This window comes from Inquilinus ginsengisoli (assembly GCF_050434925.1).
Classification (GTDB): domain Bacteria; phylum Pseudomonadota; class Alphaproteobacteria; order DSM-16000; family Inquilinaceae; genus Inquilinus; species Inquilinus ginsengisoli_B.
In genome coordinates this window covers 3,170,929-3,187,277 of sequence record NZ_JBNDJK010000001.1, presented here as the reverse complement: position 1 = coordinate 3,187,277, position 16,349 = coordinate 3,170,929, and the positions used below count along the sequence as shown (strand labels likewise).

At 69.9% G+C, this 16,349-nt stretch carries 18 protein-coding genes; 8 read left to right on the top strand and 10 right to left on the bottom strand.

Features of this window, described 5'->3' with window-relative positions; all coding sequences use genetic code 11:
- Positions 1–92: 92 nt before the first annotated feature.
- Positions 93–1,631: an ABC-F family ATP-binding cassette domain-containing protein gene (locus QFZ27_RS15180; protein ID WP_429227214.1), complete on the top strand. Its 1,539-nt coding sequence runs from the start codon at positions 93–95 to the stop codon at positions 1,629–1,631.
- On the opposite strand, the gene QFZ27_RS15175 is transcribed toward QFZ27_RS15180, so the two are convergent.
- From QFZ27_RS15175 to QFZ27_RS15150, 6 genes are all read right to left on the bottom strand, one after another.
- Positions 1,628–2,041 carry an NUDIX domain-containing protein gene (locus tag QFZ27_RS15175; protein WP_429227213.1) on the bottom strand — a complete coding sequence of 138 codons (414 nt, stop codon included), beginning with the start codon at positions 2,039–2,041 and terminating at the stop codon, positions 1,628–1,630. The two genes, QFZ27_RS15180 and QFZ27_RS15175, sit on opposite strands and share 4 nt — an antisense overlap.
- Positions 2,026–2,313 carry an acylphosphatase gene (locus tag QFZ27_RS15170; protein WP_429227212.1) on the bottom strand — a complete coding sequence of 96 codons (288 nt, stop codon included), beginning with the start codon at positions 2,311–2,313 and terminating at the stop codon, positions 2,026–2,028. The genes QFZ27_RS15175 and QFZ27_RS15170 overlap by 16 nt, the downstream gene beginning before the upstream one ends.
- Positions 2,310–2,786 carry a hypothetical protein gene (locus QFZ27_RS15165; RefSeq protein ID WP_429227211.1) on the bottom strand — a complete coding sequence of 159 codons (477 nt, stop codon included), beginning with the start codon at positions 2,784–2,786 and terminating at the stop codon, positions 2,310–2,312. The genes QFZ27_RS15170 and QFZ27_RS15165 overlap by 4 nt, the downstream gene beginning before the upstream one ends.
- A complete protein-coding gene (locus QFZ27_RS15160; RefSeq protein WP_429227210.1) occupies positions 2,783–3,085 on the bottom strand; it encodes a hypothetical protein in 303 nt (100 codons plus the stop codon). Before QFZ27_RS15160 ends, QFZ27_RS15165 begins: the two co-directional genes overlap by 4 nt.
- Before the next feature lie 16 nt (positions 3,086–3,101).
- Entirely contained in the window at positions 3,102–5,066 is a 1,965-nt protein-coding gene (locus QFZ27_RS15155; protein ID WP_429227209.1) for an acetyl-CoA carboxylase biotin carboxylase subunit, read from the bottom strand.
- A gap of 81 nt (positions 5,067–5,147) precedes the next feature.
- Complete coding sequence (locus QFZ27_RS15150) at positions 5,148–5,606, bottom strand: Lrp/AsnC family transcriptional regulator (RefSeq protein ID WP_429227208.1); 459 nt, start codon at positions 5,604–5,606, stop codon at positions 5,148–5,150.
- A gap of 120 nt (positions 5,607–5,726) precedes the next feature.
- On the opposite strand from QFZ27_RS15150, the gene QFZ27_RS15145 reads away from it, so the two are divergent.
- From QFZ27_RS15145 to glgB, 3 genes are all read left to right on the top strand, one after another.
- Positions 5,727–6,359, top strand: a complete 633-nt coding sequence (locus QFZ27_RS15145; RefSeq protein ID WP_429227207.1) for a LysE family translocator — start codon at positions 5,727–5,729, stop codon at positions 6,357–6,359.
- Positions 6,360–6,477: 118 nt separating this feature from the next.
- Positions 6,478–7,815, top strand: coding sequence for a hypothetical protein (locus tag QFZ27_RS15140; RefSeq protein ID WP_429227206.1), 1,338 nt, complete (start codon positions 6,478–6,480; stop codon positions 7,813–7,815).
- A 103-nt stretch (positions 7,816–7,918) separates the two neighbouring features.
- Entirely contained in the window at positions 7,919–10,162 is a 2,244-nt protein-coding gene (gene glgB / locus QFZ27_RS15135; RefSeq protein WP_429227205.1) for a 1,4-alpha-glucan branching protein GlgB, read from the top strand.
- A 10-nt stretch (positions 10,163–10,172) separates the two neighbouring features.
- On the opposite strand, the gene vapC is transcribed toward glgB, so the two are convergent.
- The 3 genes from vapC to QFZ27_RS15120 form a co-directional block, all read right to left on the bottom strand.
- Positions 10,173–10,583: a type II toxin-antitoxin system tRNA(fMet)-specific endonuclease VapC gene (gene vapC, locus QFZ27_RS15130; protein ID WP_429227204.1), complete on the bottom strand. Its 411-nt coding sequence runs from the start codon at positions 10,581–10,583 to the stop codon at positions 10,173–10,175.
- Positions 10,583–10,807, bottom strand: coding sequence for an antitoxin (locus tag QFZ27_RS15125; protein ID WP_429227203.1), 225 nt, complete (start codon positions 10,805–10,807; stop codon positions 10,583–10,585). The genes vapC and QFZ27_RS15125 overlap by 1 nt, the downstream gene beginning before the upstream one ends.
- Before the next feature lie 79 nt (positions 10,808–10,886).
- Entirely contained in the window at positions 10,887–11,567 is a 681-nt protein-coding gene (locus QFZ27_RS15120) for a hypothetical protein (RefSeq protein WP_429227202.1), read from the bottom strand.
- 152 nt (positions 11,568–11,719) lie between these two features.
- Between QFZ27_RS15120 and glgX the strand changes: the two genes are divergently transcribed.
- The 4 genes from glgX (at position 11,720) to QFZ27_RS15100 (ending at position 15,371) form a co-directional block, all read left to right on the top strand.
- Positions 11,720–13,816, top strand: coding sequence for a glycogen debranching protein GlgX (glgX, locus tag QFZ27_RS15115; protein ID WP_429227201.1), 2,097 nt, complete (start codon positions 11,720–11,722; stop codon positions 13,814–13,816).
- 99 nt (positions 13,817–13,915) lie between these two features.
- Positions 13,916–14,392, top strand: a complete 477-nt coding sequence (bfr, locus tag QFZ27_RS15110) for a bacterioferritin (protein ID WP_138888471.1) — start codon at positions 13,916–13,918, stop codon at positions 14,390–14,392.
- 123 nt (positions 14,393–14,515) lie between these two features.
- The gene (locus QFZ27_RS15105) at positions 14,516–14,863 is read left to right on the top strand and encodes a DUF6152 family protein (RefSeq protein ID WP_429227200.1); all 348 of its coding nucleotides are present in this window, start codon (positions 14,516–14,518) and stop codon (positions 14,861–14,863) included.
- Positions 14,864–14,867: 4 nt separating this feature from the next.
- Positions 14,868–15,371: a hypothetical protein gene (locus QFZ27_RS15100; RefSeq protein WP_429227199.1), complete on the top strand. Its 504-nt coding sequence runs from the start codon at positions 14,868–14,870 to the stop codon at positions 15,369–15,371.
- A 17-nt stretch (positions 15,372–15,388) separates the two neighbouring features.
- Here the strand turns inward: QFZ27_RS15100 and phaR are convergent, their stop codons facing one another.
- Positions 15,389–16,033, bottom strand: coding sequence for a polyhydroxyalkanoate synthesis repressor PhaR (phaR, locus tag QFZ27_RS15095; protein WP_429227198.1), 645 nt, complete (start codon positions 16,031–16,033; stop codon positions 15,389–15,391).
- Between the last annotated feature and the right edge of the window lie 316 nt (positions 16,034–16,349).

Sequence of the window (16,349 nt, the reverse complement as noted above, 5' to 3'; positions counted from 1 at the left end):
TCTCCATCGGGTCATAATCTTTCGGCTTATCCTGATCGGACATCTGATACCCTCCCGGCCCCAAACGCCGCATCCGTTCTCCGAGTCCCATCATGCTCCTCCAGGCCGAAGCCATCACCCTCAAGATCGGCGGCCGGGCCCTGTTCCAGGACGCCAGCTTCGCCGTCCATCCCGACGACCGGATCGGCCTGGTCGGCGACAATGGCAGCGGCAAGTCGACGCTGATCCAGGCGCTGCTCGGCGAGATCGAGCTCGACCGCGGCCGCATCGCGCGCCGGCGCGGGTTGCTGATCGGCCATGTGCCACAGGCGGTGCCGGCCGAGCTGCTGCCCCTGACGCTGCACGAGGCGCTGGTGACGGCCCTGCCCGAGGCGGCGCGGGACGACCGGGCCTGGCGCGCCGACATGGTGCTGGACGAGCTGGGGATCGAGCCCGAGCTGTGGCATGAGCAGAAAGTCGCCGCGCTGTCCGGCGGCTGGCAGCGCCTGCTGCTGGTGGCGCGGGCGACCCTGGCCGACCCCGACCTGCTGATCCTGGACGAGCCGACCAACCATCTCGACGTTGGCAAGGTGATGCGGCTGGAGCGCTGGCTGACCGAGCATCTGCGCCTGCCCTTCATCCTGGTGTCGCATGACCGCGAGTTCCTGGACCGGGTGACCGACCGCACCATCATCCTGCGCGGCGACCGGGTGCGCAGCTACGGCACCTCCTTTTCCCAGGCGCGGCAGGAGCTGATCCGCGAGGATCTGGCGGCGCTGCAGCAGGCCGAGCGCGACGAGAAGGAGGTCGAGCGGCTGGAGCGCGCCGCCAAGCGGCTGGCGATCTGGTCCAACCTGAAGGGCCACAACCCCGGCATGGCGCAGCGCGCCAAGGCGGTGGCGTCCCGCGCCGAGCAGCGCCGGGCGGAGGCCACTGTGGCGCATCGCGAGGCCCGGCGGGACATCAATCTGGACAGCAGCGAGGTGCAGCGTGCCACGCTGGTACGGCTGAAGGACCATGTCGTGCGGACCGAGACCGGGCGCGAGCTGCTGCGCATCGAGCAGGAGTTCATCCGCCGCGGCGACCGCATCGCCCTGCTGGGGCTGAACGGCACCGGCAAGTCGCATCTGATCCGCGACCTGATGGCGGCGATCACCCGGGCCGCCGCCGGCGACGCGCCGCTGGGCCAGTCGATCACCGCCAACCCGCAGCTGCGGCCGGGCTATCTCGACCAGCATCTGTCCGACCTGCCGCGGCAGATGCCGGTGAACCGGGCGCTGCAGGCGGCCTCGACCCTGCGCGACGCCGAGCTGGTGCGGGAGCTGCACAATATCGGCATCCCGATCGAGAAGCAGGCGACGCCGATCGCCAATCTCAGCTACGGTGAGCAGCTGCGCGTCACCTTCCTGCTGCTGCGGCTGCGCCAGCCCAACATCTACCTGCTGGACGAGCCGACCAACCACCTGGACATCGCCGGGCGGGAGCGGCTGGAGGACCTGCTGTCGCGCGACGACACGACCTGCGTCTTCGTCACCCATGACCGGCGCATGCTGCGCGGCATCGGCACGCGCTATCTGGAGATCCGCAACCGCCGGCTGGTCGAGGTCGACGGGCCGGACGAATTCCTGGAGCGGGCGGCGGCCGCGGCCTAAGCCGACGCGGCCTCGATTGCCACGCGGGTGGCGAGGGTCAGCGGCTGCGGCAGGGCTTCGAGGGCGAACCAGCCGATCGCGGCCAGGGCTGCCGGCTCGCGGTTGACCGGATCGCCGGCGGCGATGGCGGCGCGATACACCGGCGCCACCCAATGGGTGCCGGCCGCGCGGTCGATCTGGTCGACCAGGCAGAGCAGCCCGCCGAGCCGCAGCGCGACGCCGAGCTCCTCCTCGATCTCCCGGATCACCGCGGCCTCGACCGTTTCGCCGAAATCGACCTTGCCGCCGGGCAGGCCCCAATGACCGGCCTCCGGCTCCCGCCGCCGCTGCACCAGCAGCAGCCGACCGGACTCGTCCCGGATGAAGGCGCCGACGCCGAGCCGCGGAGCCCCGGTCACAGCGTCGGCCATTGGTCGAAACCGGGATGATCGGGCGGCTGCGCCTCCGCCGCCTGGATCCGGTCGACCAGCGCCGCGCTCGGTCCGCGGCGGCAGGCGGCCGCCACCCGGTCGAGCGCGTCGGCCGGTCCGGACAGCAGCGCCTCGACCGAGCCGTCGCGGCGGTTGCGCACCCAGCCGTCGAGCCCGGCCGCCGTGGCCTGGCCGGCCAGCCAGGCGCGGTAGCCGACGCCCTGGACCCGACCGGTGATGCGGAGCGACACTGCCTTGCGTTCTCCGCTCATTCCTCTTCCTCCGGCTCCTCCGGCAGTGCGCCGCCATACAGCGCGGCGGCGACCAGGCGGATGGCGAAGCGCGCCTCGGCCTCCAGCCGCTCGGCCTCGAACCAGTGCATGTCGACCGTCAGCGTCGGCGGGTCGGAGACGTGCAACGCCCGGTTGCGGGCCCGGCGAAGCACGTCGAAGCGCTCGTCCAGCCCGGCCTCGGCAAACAATGTCCCGGCGTTGAGATAGGGGTCGACGGCCCGGCCGGAGGCGATCGCCTGCTCGCGCAGATGCGCCTCGATCACCGCGACGGCGAGGATCACGGTGGCGACCCAGGCACCGGCGCCGAACACGGTCTCCAGCTCGACCAGCAGCGCCTGGGTATGGTCGCCGACCGCCACGGCAGGATCGTGCCAGCCCCCGGTCCCGCGGCCGGCGATGACGTCGGCGAACCAGCGGGTGCGGGCCTCGCTTTCGTCATTGGCCGCTTTCACTGGGCGAAGATCTCCTCGCATTTCTTCAGGTCGCCCTCGATCCGCGTCTTCTCGGCGCTGGGCGGGCGGTTCGGGCCGGCCATGTCCTTGATCCGGGTGCAGTAATCGGCCCAGGCGCCCAACGCCCGGTCGTCGACCCGGATCATGAAGGGATCGGTCGGGCCCGGCGGCGGATGCAGGTCGTCGCCCTTGATCGAGGCGATCGGCGGCGGCGGCCCCGGATTTTCCGGCGGGGTCAGGCCGTCGCCGCAGCCCGCCAGCAGCAGCACCGGCAGGAGGATATGAAAGACTCGGTTCATGGCGCTCTCCCGGCCCTCAGGCCGCTGCGAATTCCAGGATCTTCTGATCGACCGCCAGGCTGTCGCCGGGCTTGGCGTGCAGGGCACCGACCATGCCGTCGCGTTCGGCCCGCAGGATGTTCTCCATCTTCATCGCCTCGACCACCGCCAGCTCCTGCCCGGCCCGCACCGGGTCGCCCGCGGCGACCGCGAGCGAGACCAGCAGGCCGGGCATCGGCGACAGCAGGAAGCGCGACATGTCGGGCGGCGCCTTGACCGGCATCAGCTCGGCCAGTGCTGCGGCGCGCGGCGTCAGCAGCACCAGGTCGGATTCGCCGCCGGCATGGGTCAGGCGCAGCCCGATCGGGCGGCGGTCGACCTGCGCCACCATGCGCGATCCGTCGATCGTGCCGTCGAACAGCGTCTCGCCCGGCCGCCAATGCCCCTGGATGGCGAAGGATCGGCCGTCGAGCGTCACGCGCCAGCCATCGGCATCCGCCCCCACCGTCACCGGCCGGTTCTGCCGGGCGCCGCGCAGCACCCAGTCCCGCGCCCCCGCCACGCCGCCGCGCAGGACGGCCTCGCGGTGCAGCAGGGCGGCGCCCAGGGCGGCGACCCGGTCGGCGGCCTCGCCCGCCGGAGCGGTGCCGTGGAAGCCGTTCGGGAACTCCTCCGCGATGAAGCGGGTGGTCAGCCGGCCCTCGACGAAGCGCGGATGGTGCATCAGCGCCGCCAGGAACGGGATATTGTGGCTGACGCCGCGGATCACGAAGCCGTCCAGGGCGCTGCGGATCGCGGCGATGGCCGCGTTCCGGTTCGCCCCGATGCCGATCAGCTTGGCGATCATCGGGTCGTAGTGCATCGAGATCTCGCCGCCCTCGTCGACGCCGGTGTCGACGCGGACCTGCGGCCCCTCCTCCGGCGCCCGGTAGCGGGTCAGTCGGCCGATCGAGGGCAGGAAGCCGCGCAGCGGATCCTCGGCGTAGACCCGGGCCTCGACCGCCCAGCCCTCCAGCCGCACATCCTCCTGCCGGAACGGCAGCTCCTCGCCGGCGGCGATGCGAATCATCAGCTCAACCAGGTCGAGGCCGGTCACCGCCTCGGTCACCGGATGCTCGACCTGCAGCCGGGTGTTCATCTCCAGGAAGTAGAAGGAGCGGTCGGCGCCGACGATGAACTCGACCGTCCCGGCGGAGCGGTAGCCGACGGCCCGGGCCAGGGCGCAGGCCTCGGCGCCCATCGCCCGGCGCATCGCCTCGTTGACGAAGGGCGACGGCGCCTCCTCGATCACCTTCTGGTGGCGGCGCTGGATCGAGCATTCGCGCTCGCCGAGATAGACGGTGTTGCCGTGGGCGTCAGCCAGCACCTGGATCTCGATGTGGCGCGGCTCCTCGATGAACTTCTCGGCGAAGACCCGGTCGTCGCCGAAGGCGGAGCGCGCCTCGTTGCGGGCTGAGCGGAAGCCCTCGCGCGCCTCGTCGTCATTGCCGGCGACGCGCATGCCCTTGCCGCCGCCGCCGGCCGACGCCTTGATCATCACCGGATAGCCGATGCGGCGGGAGACTTCGACCGCCTCGTCCTCGTCGAGGATCGGCGCCAGATGGCCCGGCACGGTCGAGACGCCGGCGGCCTGGGCCAGTTTCTTCGATTCGATCTTGTCGCCCATCGCCTCGATGGCGTGGACGCCGGGGCCGATGAAGGCGATGCCCGCTGCCTCCAGCGCCGCGCAGAAGCGCGGATTTTCCGACAGGAAGCCGTAGCCGGGATGCACCGCCTGGGCGCCGGTGGCGCGGCACGCCTCGATGATGCGGTCGATCACCAGATAGGACTGGGCCGAGGGCGCCGGGCCGATCGGCACCGCCTCGTCGGCCATGCGGACATGCACCGCGTCGGCATCGGCCTCGGAATAGACGGCCACGGTCTTGATGCCCATGCGCCGCGCGGTGCGGATGACGCGGCAGGCGATCTCGCCGCGATTGGCGATCAGGATCTTGTCGAACATCGTCCCTTCAGAGGCGGTCGGCCATTGCGGGCAGATTGCGGCGCGGGCGTGCCGCGCCGCAACAGGAAAGCGGTCGAGGGGTCACTCGCTCGCCGGCGGCAGCACCCGGCCGGCGACCGGCGAGGACAGGATCAGCGAGGAGGTGGTGGCGCCGAAGGCGGCCAGACGCAGCAGGATCTCGTCGAGATGCTGGATCGAGCGGGCCACCAGCTTGAAGACATAGGCGTCCTCGCCCGCGACCTCGTGGCACTCCACCACCTCGGGCACGGTACGGGCAAAGGCCTCGACCGCCGGGAACGTCTCGGCCCGGCAGCGCAGCCGGACGAAGGCGGACAGGCCGTAGCCGAGCCGGCCGCGGTCGACCTCGGCCCGGAAGCCCTTGATGACGCCCTGATCCTCCAGCCGCTTCACCCGCTCGGCCACCGCCGGCGGCGACAGGCCGACCAGCCGGCCGAGCTCGGCATAGCTGGCGCGGGCGTTCTCCTGCAGCGCCAGCACCAGGGTGCGACCGATGGCATCGAGGCGGAGTTTCACGTCCATCCGAATCGCCCCCGTTGGTTTCGACCTCGCATTGGTTTAATCGAAGGACCGGCGAACCACCATTCGCGATCGTTCTGTTGTAACACGACCTAACACGAGGCCGGCGGCACCCCACACGTGATGACCGATCCCTTCCTGTTCGCCAAAGGCATCGCGCTGGGCATCGCCATTGCCGCGCCGGTCGGCCCGATCGGCGTCCTGTGCATTCGCCGGACGCTGATCCACGGCACCCGCTTCGGCATCCTGACCGGCATCGGCGCCGCCTTCGCGGACGGGCTGTTCGGCCTGATCGCCGCCTTCGGCATGGTGGCGCTGAGCGCCTGGCTGATCACGGTCAAGGACGCGCTGCACCTGATCGGCGGCACCGTGCTGGCCGTGTTGGCCGTGCGCACCCTGCTGCATGCCGGCCATATCGAGCGCGACCCGGAGACCGGACGGACCGAGAGCAGCGAGGTCACCGCGGTGATCACGGCCTTCCTGCTGACCCTCAGCAACCCGATGACGATCCTGACCTTCGCCACCGCCTTCACCGCGGTCGGGCTGGCGGAGACGCTGTCCATCGCCTCCGGGCTGATCCTCGTCGCCGGCGTGCTGGTCGGCTCCGCCTCCTGGTTCACGGCGCTGAGCTTCATCGTCTCGGCCACCGGCGGCCGGCTGACGCCGCGGACGCTGCTGTGGATCGACCGGGTCGCCGGGGTGCTGCTGCTGGCCTTCTCGGCCTACATGTTCCTGGCGCTGTATCTGCGCTGGTAGCCGCCGCGCTGCGTTCTGGCGGATTGACAAGCCGCTCCGCCTTGGACGAGTGTGGCCCGCCCTGCGGGAAAGGCTCGAGACTGACCCGCCCGGATACATCAGACGGACGCGTCCTGTAATGAATCTTTCGACCCTCCGCGCCGGCGCGGCGCTGCTCCCGCTCCTGTTCGCCGTTCCGGCGATCGCGCAGCAGGCCACGCCCCCGGCACAGCCCGAAAAGCCGGCGGAGGCGCCTGCCGCTGCCCAGCCGGCTCAGGCGGCTCCGGCCCAGGCGGCGCCGCAGGGCCGACAGGCTCCGCTGCCGAAGGAATTCAAGATCGATGCCGGCGGCTGGAAGGGCGGCGCGGTTCCGAACCCGCAGAACCAGCAGTTCAGCCATTGCGACGTGTCGAAACCCTATGATGGCGGGATGACGCTGGCCTTCACGCTGAACCCCAACTACCTGTTCAACGTCGCCGTCGTGAAGCAGAACTGGGGCCTGAAGGAAGCCGACAAGGGCAAGGGCCGCATCCGGGTCGATGCCGCCTACGACAAGCAGTTCGACATCGTTCCGGTCTCCCCGGTCGCCTATGTCCTGCCGGTCGGGCAGGACGGCCAGCTGTTCCAGCTCCTGGCCAAGGGCAGCAAGGCGATCGTGACCACTCCGAAGGGCGAGTTCACCTTCGCGCTCACCGGCACCGGAGCCGCCCTCGGCGGGCTGCGGGACTGCATCGAGACCGCGCGCAAGCTGATCGCCCAGGCCCAGGGCAATGCCGGTGCCGGTGGCCAGCAGCAGGGCGGCCAGCAGCAGGGCGGCGATCCGCGTGCCCTGATCGGCGCCCAGGGCTTCGGCATGCCGGTCGGCGCGCTGCAGGACATCCTGAATGGCGCCGGCATCAAGGATGTCGGCATCGCCGACCCGCGCAAGCTGCCGCGCGACCCGCTGCAGATCAACCAGGCCTGGCAGGTCGGCACCGACGGCAAGGTCGTCGGCGGCCTGCACCAGGAGCCGCGCGGCGATGCGGTCGAGATCGACCAGTTCGCCAAGCGCTATCTCGAGATCATGAAGTCGGTCTGCGGCACCGACTGGCAGAGCAGCGACCAGCCGGCCGTCATCGAAGGCCCCTATGCCGTCAAGCGCGCCGAGCTGAGCTGCACGATGAACCAGCAGAAGATCGCGGCGTCGCTGGTCTTCACCCTCGACGACAACTACTACAGCGCCTTCTTCCACCAGGCGCTGGAGACCGAAAAGGCGCTGGCGGACGACGCCTCGGGCAAGCTGGCCACCTTCATCCAGACGCAGATGGCGGCGGTCGAGGCGGAGCGGCAGAAGCAGGAGAGCGGCCAGGCCGCCCCGCAGGGCACGGCGCCGGCGGCACCCGATGCCGCCGCCCCGGCGGCGCCCGCTGCGCCGGCGACGCCGCCTGCCGAGGGCACTGCCCAGCCGCCTGCGGCCGCGCCCGGCTCCGGCGGCTGACCGAAACCACCCCGGCGCGCGACGCGAGGGCGGATCCATCCCGGATCCGCCCTTGTTGTTTCCGGCAGGAACCGGTCAAGATCACGCGAGGATGGAGAAGCCGATGACGCGAACCGATCCCCGCCCCTCGGCCGAGACCGCCGCCCGCGACGGCCTGACCGACCCGGCCGACATCGCGGCGCTGATCGCGTCCGACCACCGCGACCCATTCGGCGTGCTCGGCCCCCATCCCGACGGCGACGGCACGGTGCTGCGCTGCTTCCGGCCGGACGCGGCGGCGGTCGAGGCGATCGACCCGGACAGCGGCGCGGTGCTGGTCCGCCTGGAGCGGCGCCATGCGGATGGCGTGTTCGATGGCCGCATCGAGCGCCCCTTCCCGCCACGCTACCGGCTGCGCATCGATTACGGCACCGCCGGCGGGGTGTGGGAGATCGAGGACCCCTACCGCTTTCCGTCGAGCTTCGGCGAGATCGACCTGCACCTGCTCGGCGAGGGCACGCATCTCGAGCTGTACCGGCGGCTCGGCGCCCATCCACGGACGCTGGACGGGGTCGACGGCACGGTCTTCGCCGTCTGGGCGCCGAATGCCCGCCGCGTCGCCGTGGTCGGCGAGTTCAACAGCTGGGACGGACGGCTGCATCCGATGCGGCTGCATCCCGGCATCGGCGTATGGGAGATCTTCCTGCCCGGAATCGGCCCCGGCGCGGCGTACAAGTTCGAGATCCGCGGCCCGAACGGCGACCTGCTGCCGCTGAAGACCGATCCCTTCGCCTTCCGGGCCGAGCATCCGCCGAAGACCGCCTCGATCGTGCACGGCCTGCCCGAGCCCAGCTGGGACGACGCCGAATGGCTGGCCGGTCGCGCGGCGGCGCAGCGGCGCGGCGCCCCGATCAGCATCTACGAGGTCCACCCCGGCTCCTGGCGCCGGGTGCCGGAGGAAGGCGGCCGGCCTCTGTCCTGGCGCGAGCTGGGCGACCAGCTGATCCCCTACGCCGCTGGTCTCGGCTTCACCCATATCGAGCTGCTGCCGGTCAGCGAATATCCGTTCGACGGCTCCTGGGGCTACCAGCCGATCGGCCTCTACGCCCCGACCAGCCGCTTCGGCCCGCCGGAGGATTTCGCCGCCTTCGTCGACCGCTGCCACCGCGCCGGGCTGGGCCTGATCCTGGACTGGGTGCCCGGGCATTTCCCGACCGACGAGCACGGCCTGGCCCGGTTCGACGGCACCGCGCTCTATGAGCACGCTGATCCGCGCCAGGGCATGCACCAGGACTGGGGCACGCTGATCTACAATTACGGCCGGGCCGAGGTGCGCAACTTCCTGCTCGGTAACGCGCTGTTCTGGCTCGACCGCTTCCATGTCGACGGGCTGCGGGTCGATGCCGTGGCGTCGATGCTGTATCTCGACTACAGCCGCAAGGCCGGGGAGTGGGTGCCGAACCGCTTCGGCGGCCGCGAGAATCTGGACGCGGTAGAGTTCCTGCGCCAGACCAATGTCGAGGTGTTCGGCCGGCATGAGGGGGTGACCACCCTGGCCGAGGAATCGACCGCCTGGCCCGCCGTGTCGCGTCCCGTCCATCTTGGCGGCCTGGGATTCGGCTACAAATGGAACATGGGGTGGATGAACGACACCCTGCGCTACATGCAGAAGGACCCGGTGCACCGCCATTGGCACCATTCCGACCTGACCTTCGGCCTGCTCTATGCCTTCAGCGAGAACTTCGTGCTGCCGCTGAGCCATGACGAGGTGGTGCACGGCAAGGGGTCGCTGCTGGGCAAGATGCCGGGCGACGACTGGCAGCAATTCGCCAATCTGCGAGCCTATTACGGCTTCATGTGGGCCCATCCGGGCAAGAAGCTGCTGTTCATGGGCGGCGAGTTCGCCCAGCGCAACGAATGGAACCACGACCGCAGCCTGGACTGGCACCTGCTGGACGGCGACCGCCATGCCGGGGTGCAGCGGCTGGTCGGCGATTTGAACCGGCTGTACCGCGAGCTGCCGGCGCTGCATGTGCATGACTGCGAGCCGCAGGGCTTCGACTGGGTCGACGCCAGCAACAGCGCCGATTCGATCCTGGTCTGGCTGCGCCGCGGCGACGAGGGCGACCGGCCGGTGCTGGCGGTGTCGAACTTCACCCCGGTGCCGCGCCAGGGCTACCGCATCGGCGTGCCGCATGGCGGCCGCTGGGTCGAGCGGCTGAACACCGACGCCGGGATCTATGGCGGCTCCGGCGTCGGCAATTTTGGCGGGGTCGAGGCCGAGGCCTCACCCTGGCACGGCCGCCCCTGCTCGATGCTGGTGACCCTGCCGCCGCTGGCGACGGTGCTGTTCGAATGGGCGGGGTAAGGCGACAGGCTCAGTTGATCCAGTTCTGGATCTTTAGCCCACCGATCCGGCGGAACTCCTTTTCGTTGTTGGTGACGAGCGTCAGCTTGGCCGCTTTCGCATGAGCTGCGATCCAGAGATCGTTGTTGCCGATGACCTGTCCCCTTGTCTCCAGGTCCGCCCGGATAGCGCCGTAGGCTTCACCCACCTCCGCTGGAAGAGGCAGGACCGGAAGAAGGGCCAACATCTCGCGCAGCAGTTGCATCGCCTTTGTTTGCGACTGGTTTTTCTCCACCCCGTATAGCAATTCGCCACAGGTGATGACGGACAGCCCGGCCTCGCCCGGCTTCAGCTTCTCGAAGCGGGCCAGTACTTCTGGCGGCCTGCGGCGGCGGATATAGATGCAGATGCTGGTGTCCAGCAGGTAGCGGACGACCGCCATCACAGGTCGTCGCGGCTCTGCGGCGGCGTGTCGTCGCGATCCTCGGCGCCAATCGGCAGCTCGGCCAGCAACTCGAAGGCGCGAGCCATGCCACGCGGCTTCTCGCGCAGGACGACCTCATCGCCGCGGCGGAAGATCTCGACCTCCTGACTCTCGAATCGGAACTGCTTCGGCAGTCGCACGGCCTGACTGTTGCCGGACCGGAACACTCGGGCGATGACCATGGCTTTTCCTCTCAGTATATACACCAATGTATACTGAGAGTTGTCTGGACAAGGTCTGCCGGGGGAGGCTGCCCCGCCGCTACGGCTTCGGCGCCTCGGCCTGGCGCTTCAGCTCCTCCTGCGTGCGGGCGATCTGGGCCTGCAGGTCGGCGAGCTGCTGGCGGGCCGTCGCCAGGTCGCCCTGGATCTTGCCGAGCTGCTCGGTCGCCTGCGCCAGCTGGCCGTTCACCGCAGCGGCATCGGCGTTGAGCCGGCCGTAGCTGTCGCGCTGCGTCGCCTCCTGTGCGCGCAGCTGCTCCACCCGGCCATCGGCGTCGGCGATCTCGCCCTGCTTGGCGGCGAGCTGCGAATCGGCGGCCTTCGCCTGCTCCTGCGTCGCCTGGACCCGCGCTGCGGCCGCGTCGGCCTGCTGCGCCGCCTGGTCGCGGCGCTGGGTGGCCTCGGCCAGGGCGGCCCGGCCCTGCTGCAGCAGCGCCTGCAACTGCTCTGATTCGGCCTTCAGCGCGTCACGGTCCGCGCCGGCCCGCTTCAGCGCCGCCAGCTCCTGCTCCGCCGTCTCCAGCCTGACCTGCAGCCCGTCGCGCGACTGGCCGGCGCTGCGGCTTTCGACGCCGAGATAGATCGCCGCCACCAGGGCGACGAAAGCGACGATGATCGCGGCGACGGCGGCGATTCGCGGCGCTTCCCCGTCACGCGGGGCAACGGGATGCGGATCGGTCGGCGCGGCCGGGCTGTGGTCGGGATCGGCAAGGGTGGTCACGCGGTCGGTCCTCTCGGCAGGTCGGCTGGGCAACGCCTAGCGGCGAAACTTGGTCAAAACGTGTCGGTGGTCGCGGCGGCGCGATGCCCGATGGACGGCCGCCGCCCGCGGGCCCCATCCTGCCCGCGGGACAGGATCGAAGGAACCCCGCAATGCCGCTGCCCGATCGGATTCCGGCCGGACGCCCCTGGCCGCTCGGCGCCACGCTGACGGAAGACGGGGTCAACTTCGCCCTGTTCTCCGCCCATGCCGAGCGGGTCGAGCTGTGCCTGTTCGACGCCGAGGGGCGGCAGGAGGTCGCGCGCCGCGACCTGCAAGCCTGCACCGACCAGGTCTGGCACGGCTTTCTGCCCGGTGCCGGGGCCGGCGCGGTCTATGGTTATCGCGTTCACGGGGCTTACGCACCGCTGGACGGCCACCGGTTCAACCCGAACAAGCTGCTGCTGGACCCCTATGCCCGCGGCCTGGCCGGCGGCTTCCGCTGGGATGATTCGGTGCATGGCTACACCCGCGGCGACCCGGCCGCCGACCTGTCCTTCGACCCACGCGACAGCGCCGCCTTCGTGCCGAAATCGGTTGTGATCGACCCGGCCCATGACTGGGAGGGCGACGAGGCGCCGCGCACGCCCTGGGCCGACACGGTGCTCTACGAGGCGCATGTGCGCGGCCTGACCATGCGCCATCCCGGCGTGCCCGAGCCGCTGCGCGGCACGCTGGGCGGGCTGGCCCATCCAGTGATGGTCGACCACCTGCGCCGGCTCGGCGTCACCGCGGTCGAGCTGATGCCGGTGCACGCCTTCCTGGACGAGCGGGCGCTGGTCGAGCGCGGCCTGAAGAACTACTGGGGCTACAACACCACCGCCTTCTTCGCCGTCCATCCGGCCTATGCGGGAGCCCTCCCCCCGCTGGAGGCGCTGCGCAACGCGGTCAAGGCGCTGCACCGGGCCGGCATCGAGGTGATCCTCGACGTCGTCTACAATCACACGGCGGAGAGCGACGTCTTCGGCCCGACCCTGAACTTCCGCGGCATCGACAACCTGTCCTACTACCAGCACGCGCCGCATGACCGGCGCGAGCCGTTCAACCCGACCGGCACCGGCAACGCCCTCGACCTCGGCCATCCGCGGGTGCTGCAGATGGTGATGGACAGCCTGCGCTGGTGGGTCGAGGCGACACATGTCGACGGCTTCCGCTTCGACCTGGCCACCACCCTGGCCCGGGTGGAGTGCGACTTCAACCCCGCCGCCCCGTTCCTGCAGGCGGTGGCGCAGGACCCGGTGCTGGCGCATGCCAAGCTGATCGCCGAGCCGTGGGACATCGGACCGGGCGCCTGGCGCGTCGGCGGCTTCCCGGCGGGATGGTCGGAGTGGAACGACCATTATCGCGACGGCATCCGCCGCGCCTGGCGCGGCGATCCCGGGTCGCGGCCGGAGCTGGCGCGGCGCCTCTCCGCCTCCGCCGACCTGTTCGACCATGACGGCCGCGGCGCCCGGGCCAGCGTCAACTTCGTCACCGCCCATGACGGCTTCACCCTGGCCGACCTCGTCTCCTACGCGCAGAAGCACAACGAGGCCAATGGTGAGGGCAACCGCGACGGCACCGGCGACAACCACTCCGACAATTGCGGCGCCGAGGGGCCGACCGACGATCCGGCGATCCTGGCCCGGCGGGTCCGCCGGCGACGCAACCTGCTGGCGACGCTGCTGTTCAGCCAGGGCGTGCCGATGCTGCTGGGCGGCGACGAGCTGGGCCACAGCCAGCAGGGCAACAACAACGCCTATTGCCAGGACGGGACCCTGACCTGGCTGGACTGGGCTGCGGCCGACCCCGCCTTCCTCGACTTCGTCGCCCGGATCGTGGCGCTGCGCCGGATCCATCCAGCCCTGCGCCAGCCGCGCTTCCTGCACGGCGCCCCGGGCGGGCCGGACGACCTGCCCGACATCGCCTGGCTGCGGCCGGACGGCCAGCCGATGGCGCCGGCCGACTGGGACGACCCGGCCGACGCCGCCCTCGGCGTGCTGCTGAGCGAGCCGAGCGCGCCGCCGCTGGTGCTGCTGGTCAATCCCGGGCCGGCGGACATCGCCTTTGCGCTGCCGCCGCTCGGCGCCTGGCATCCCTGGCTCGACACGGCGCGGACGCCGAGCGTCCCGAAACTGGAGGCGGCGACCTATCCACTGGCGGCGGAAAGCCTGGTGCTGCTGGCGCTCGGCGCCGCTTCGCCAGCAGAGATCAATAATGACTTGCAATAAAGCTGCGACTGTCTCTCAATCACACAAGTAAAACTTTACGGAATCCTGTAATTGTTCTAAGGTGCCCTCCGACATTGACCGAACATGGCCGAGGCGACGATGCAGGGCGACAAGAAGGTTCTCACCCACCTGAACGCGGTGCTGAAGAACGAGTTGACCGCGATCAACCAGTATTTCCTGCATGCGCGGATGCTGAAGAACTGGGACGTCAAGCGCCTGGCCAAGAAGGTGTATGAGGAATCGATCGGCGAGATGAAGCACGCCGATCTGCTGATCGAACGCATCCTGATGCTGGAGGGCCTGCCGAACCTGCAGGATCTCGGCAAGCTCGGCATCGGCGAGAACGTGCCCGAGATGCTGGAATCAGATCTCGGCCTCGAGACCTTCAACCAGAAGACGGTGAAGGAGGCGATGGTGCACTGCGAATCGGTGCGCGACTTCGTCTCCCGCGACATCCTGCTGAAGATCCTCGACGACACCGAGGAGCACATCGACTGGCTCGAATCGCAGCAGTACCTGATCAGCCAGATGGGCCTGCAGAACTACATCCAGCTGGTGTCCAGCGAAGAGAGCTAAGCCGGCCTCTTCGCGCGCTTCGACAGAGCCCCGCTTCGGCGGGGCTTTTTTCTGCCCGGCCGATTGCATCCCGGGCTCGTAACCCAACCTGATACGAAGATCCATCAGCGCCGGGAGGAACCGATGCCCCGTAGCGTGCCGATCGTCTTGCTGGCGGCACTCGTGCCCGCCACCGCTTTGGCCCATCACGGCTGGAGCTCCTACGACGCCAACACCGCCCTCACGCTGTCGGGGCCGATCGAGGCCGCGAGCTACCAGAACCCGCACGGCCAGATCACCCTGACCCAGGACGGCAAGACCTGGCATGTGGTGCTGTCGCCGCCGTCTCGGATGGACCGGCGCGGCCTGCCGCGCGAGGATCTGGTCGTCGGCAAGCCGGTGACCGTGGTCGGCTATCCCAGCCGGGTCGTCGCCGACGAGATGCGGGCCGAGCGGATTACCATCGACGGCCGCACCGTCGAGCTGCGCTGATCCGATGGAGCACGGCCCGACGGGCGGCGGCTTCCTCGCCGAAAGCGCGGCGCTGCTCGAGCACTCCTCTTTTGGCGGATTGATGCGCGATTCGCTGTGGCTGTATCCGGCGGCCAACCTGCTGCATCTGCTCGGGCTGGTGCTGCTGGTCGGTGGCATCGGGCTGCTCGACCTCCGGCTCGTCGGCTTCGGCCGCGCCCTGCCGATCCTCGTGGTGTCGCGCTTGCTGACCCGGGTCGCGCTGGCCGGGCTGGTGCTGATGGCCGCGACCGGCGCGGCGCTGTTCGCCGCCGATGCCGGGCCGCTGGCCGCAACCGACGTGTTCCAGCTCAAGATCCTGGTGATCGCAGCGGCGCTGGCCAACTCGCTGGCCTTCCGCTGGCTGTGGCAGCGGTCGCTGCCCGATTGGGACCGCACCCCGCCGCTGCTCGGCCGGGTCCAGGCGGCGGGGTCGATCGTGCTGTGGTTCCTCGCCGGCGCCCTCGGCCGGCTGATCGCTTACGGGTAGGACCGGCCGAAGTCAGGTCACCGCTTCGGCTTGTTGATCGCCTCGATCTGGCGCTGCAGGTCGTCGAGCTTCTGGCGCAGCGTATCGATCGATCCTTGCTCCGACGGGGCGGCGGCCGGCGCCGGTGCCGCCGGCTGGGACGGCTGCCCCGGCTTGCCGGCCTGGGGGCCGAAGGGGGTGAACATCTGCATCGCCCGCTCGAACAGGGCCATGTTCTGCTTGCTCATTTCCTCCAGCGCGCCGCCGAACGGGAATACGCCGCTGACTTCCTTGAAGTAGCTGCGCATCTGGTCCTGGTTGCGGGCGAAGGCCTCCATCGAGGATTCGAGGTAGCGCGGCACCATGAACTGCAGATTGTCGCCGTACAGGCTGATCAGTTGCCGCAGGAAGCCGATCGGCAGCATGTTCTGGCCGCCTTTGCCCTCTTCCTCGACGATGATCTGGGTCAGCACCGAGCGGGTGATGTCCTCGCCCGTCTTGGCGTCATAGACCAGGAATTCGACGCCTTCCTTGACCATCTGGGCCAGGTTCTCGAGCGTCACATAGCTCGACGTCGCCGTGTTGTAGAGGCGGCGGTTGGCATATTTCTTGATGGTGATGGGAGCGCTCTTCGGCTCCTCGGCCGACGGGGCGGTTCCAGGAGCGGCCTGACTGGTCGGCATGGGGGTCCCTATCGCTTCTTCCGGCCGCGGGCTCACGGCCGCTTTGACTGAATTGAGGCCTATACTGGTCCGACCAGGGCGGCATGTCACGATCCTTTCGCATCGCAACACGCGCCAGGCATAGGCAGGCCCGGCAGGGCCGATTATGATCGCCGGCGATGACTGCGCCGAAACCGCCCCATGACCCGCCGCCCGGCGACGGCGACAGCCCGGACGCCCTGGCCCGCCGCTTCCTCGATCTCTGGCAAGAGCATTGGACCGCAACCCTGACCGATCCCGAGACGCTGCGCGGCTGGGCCGCCCTGCTGGACCCGGG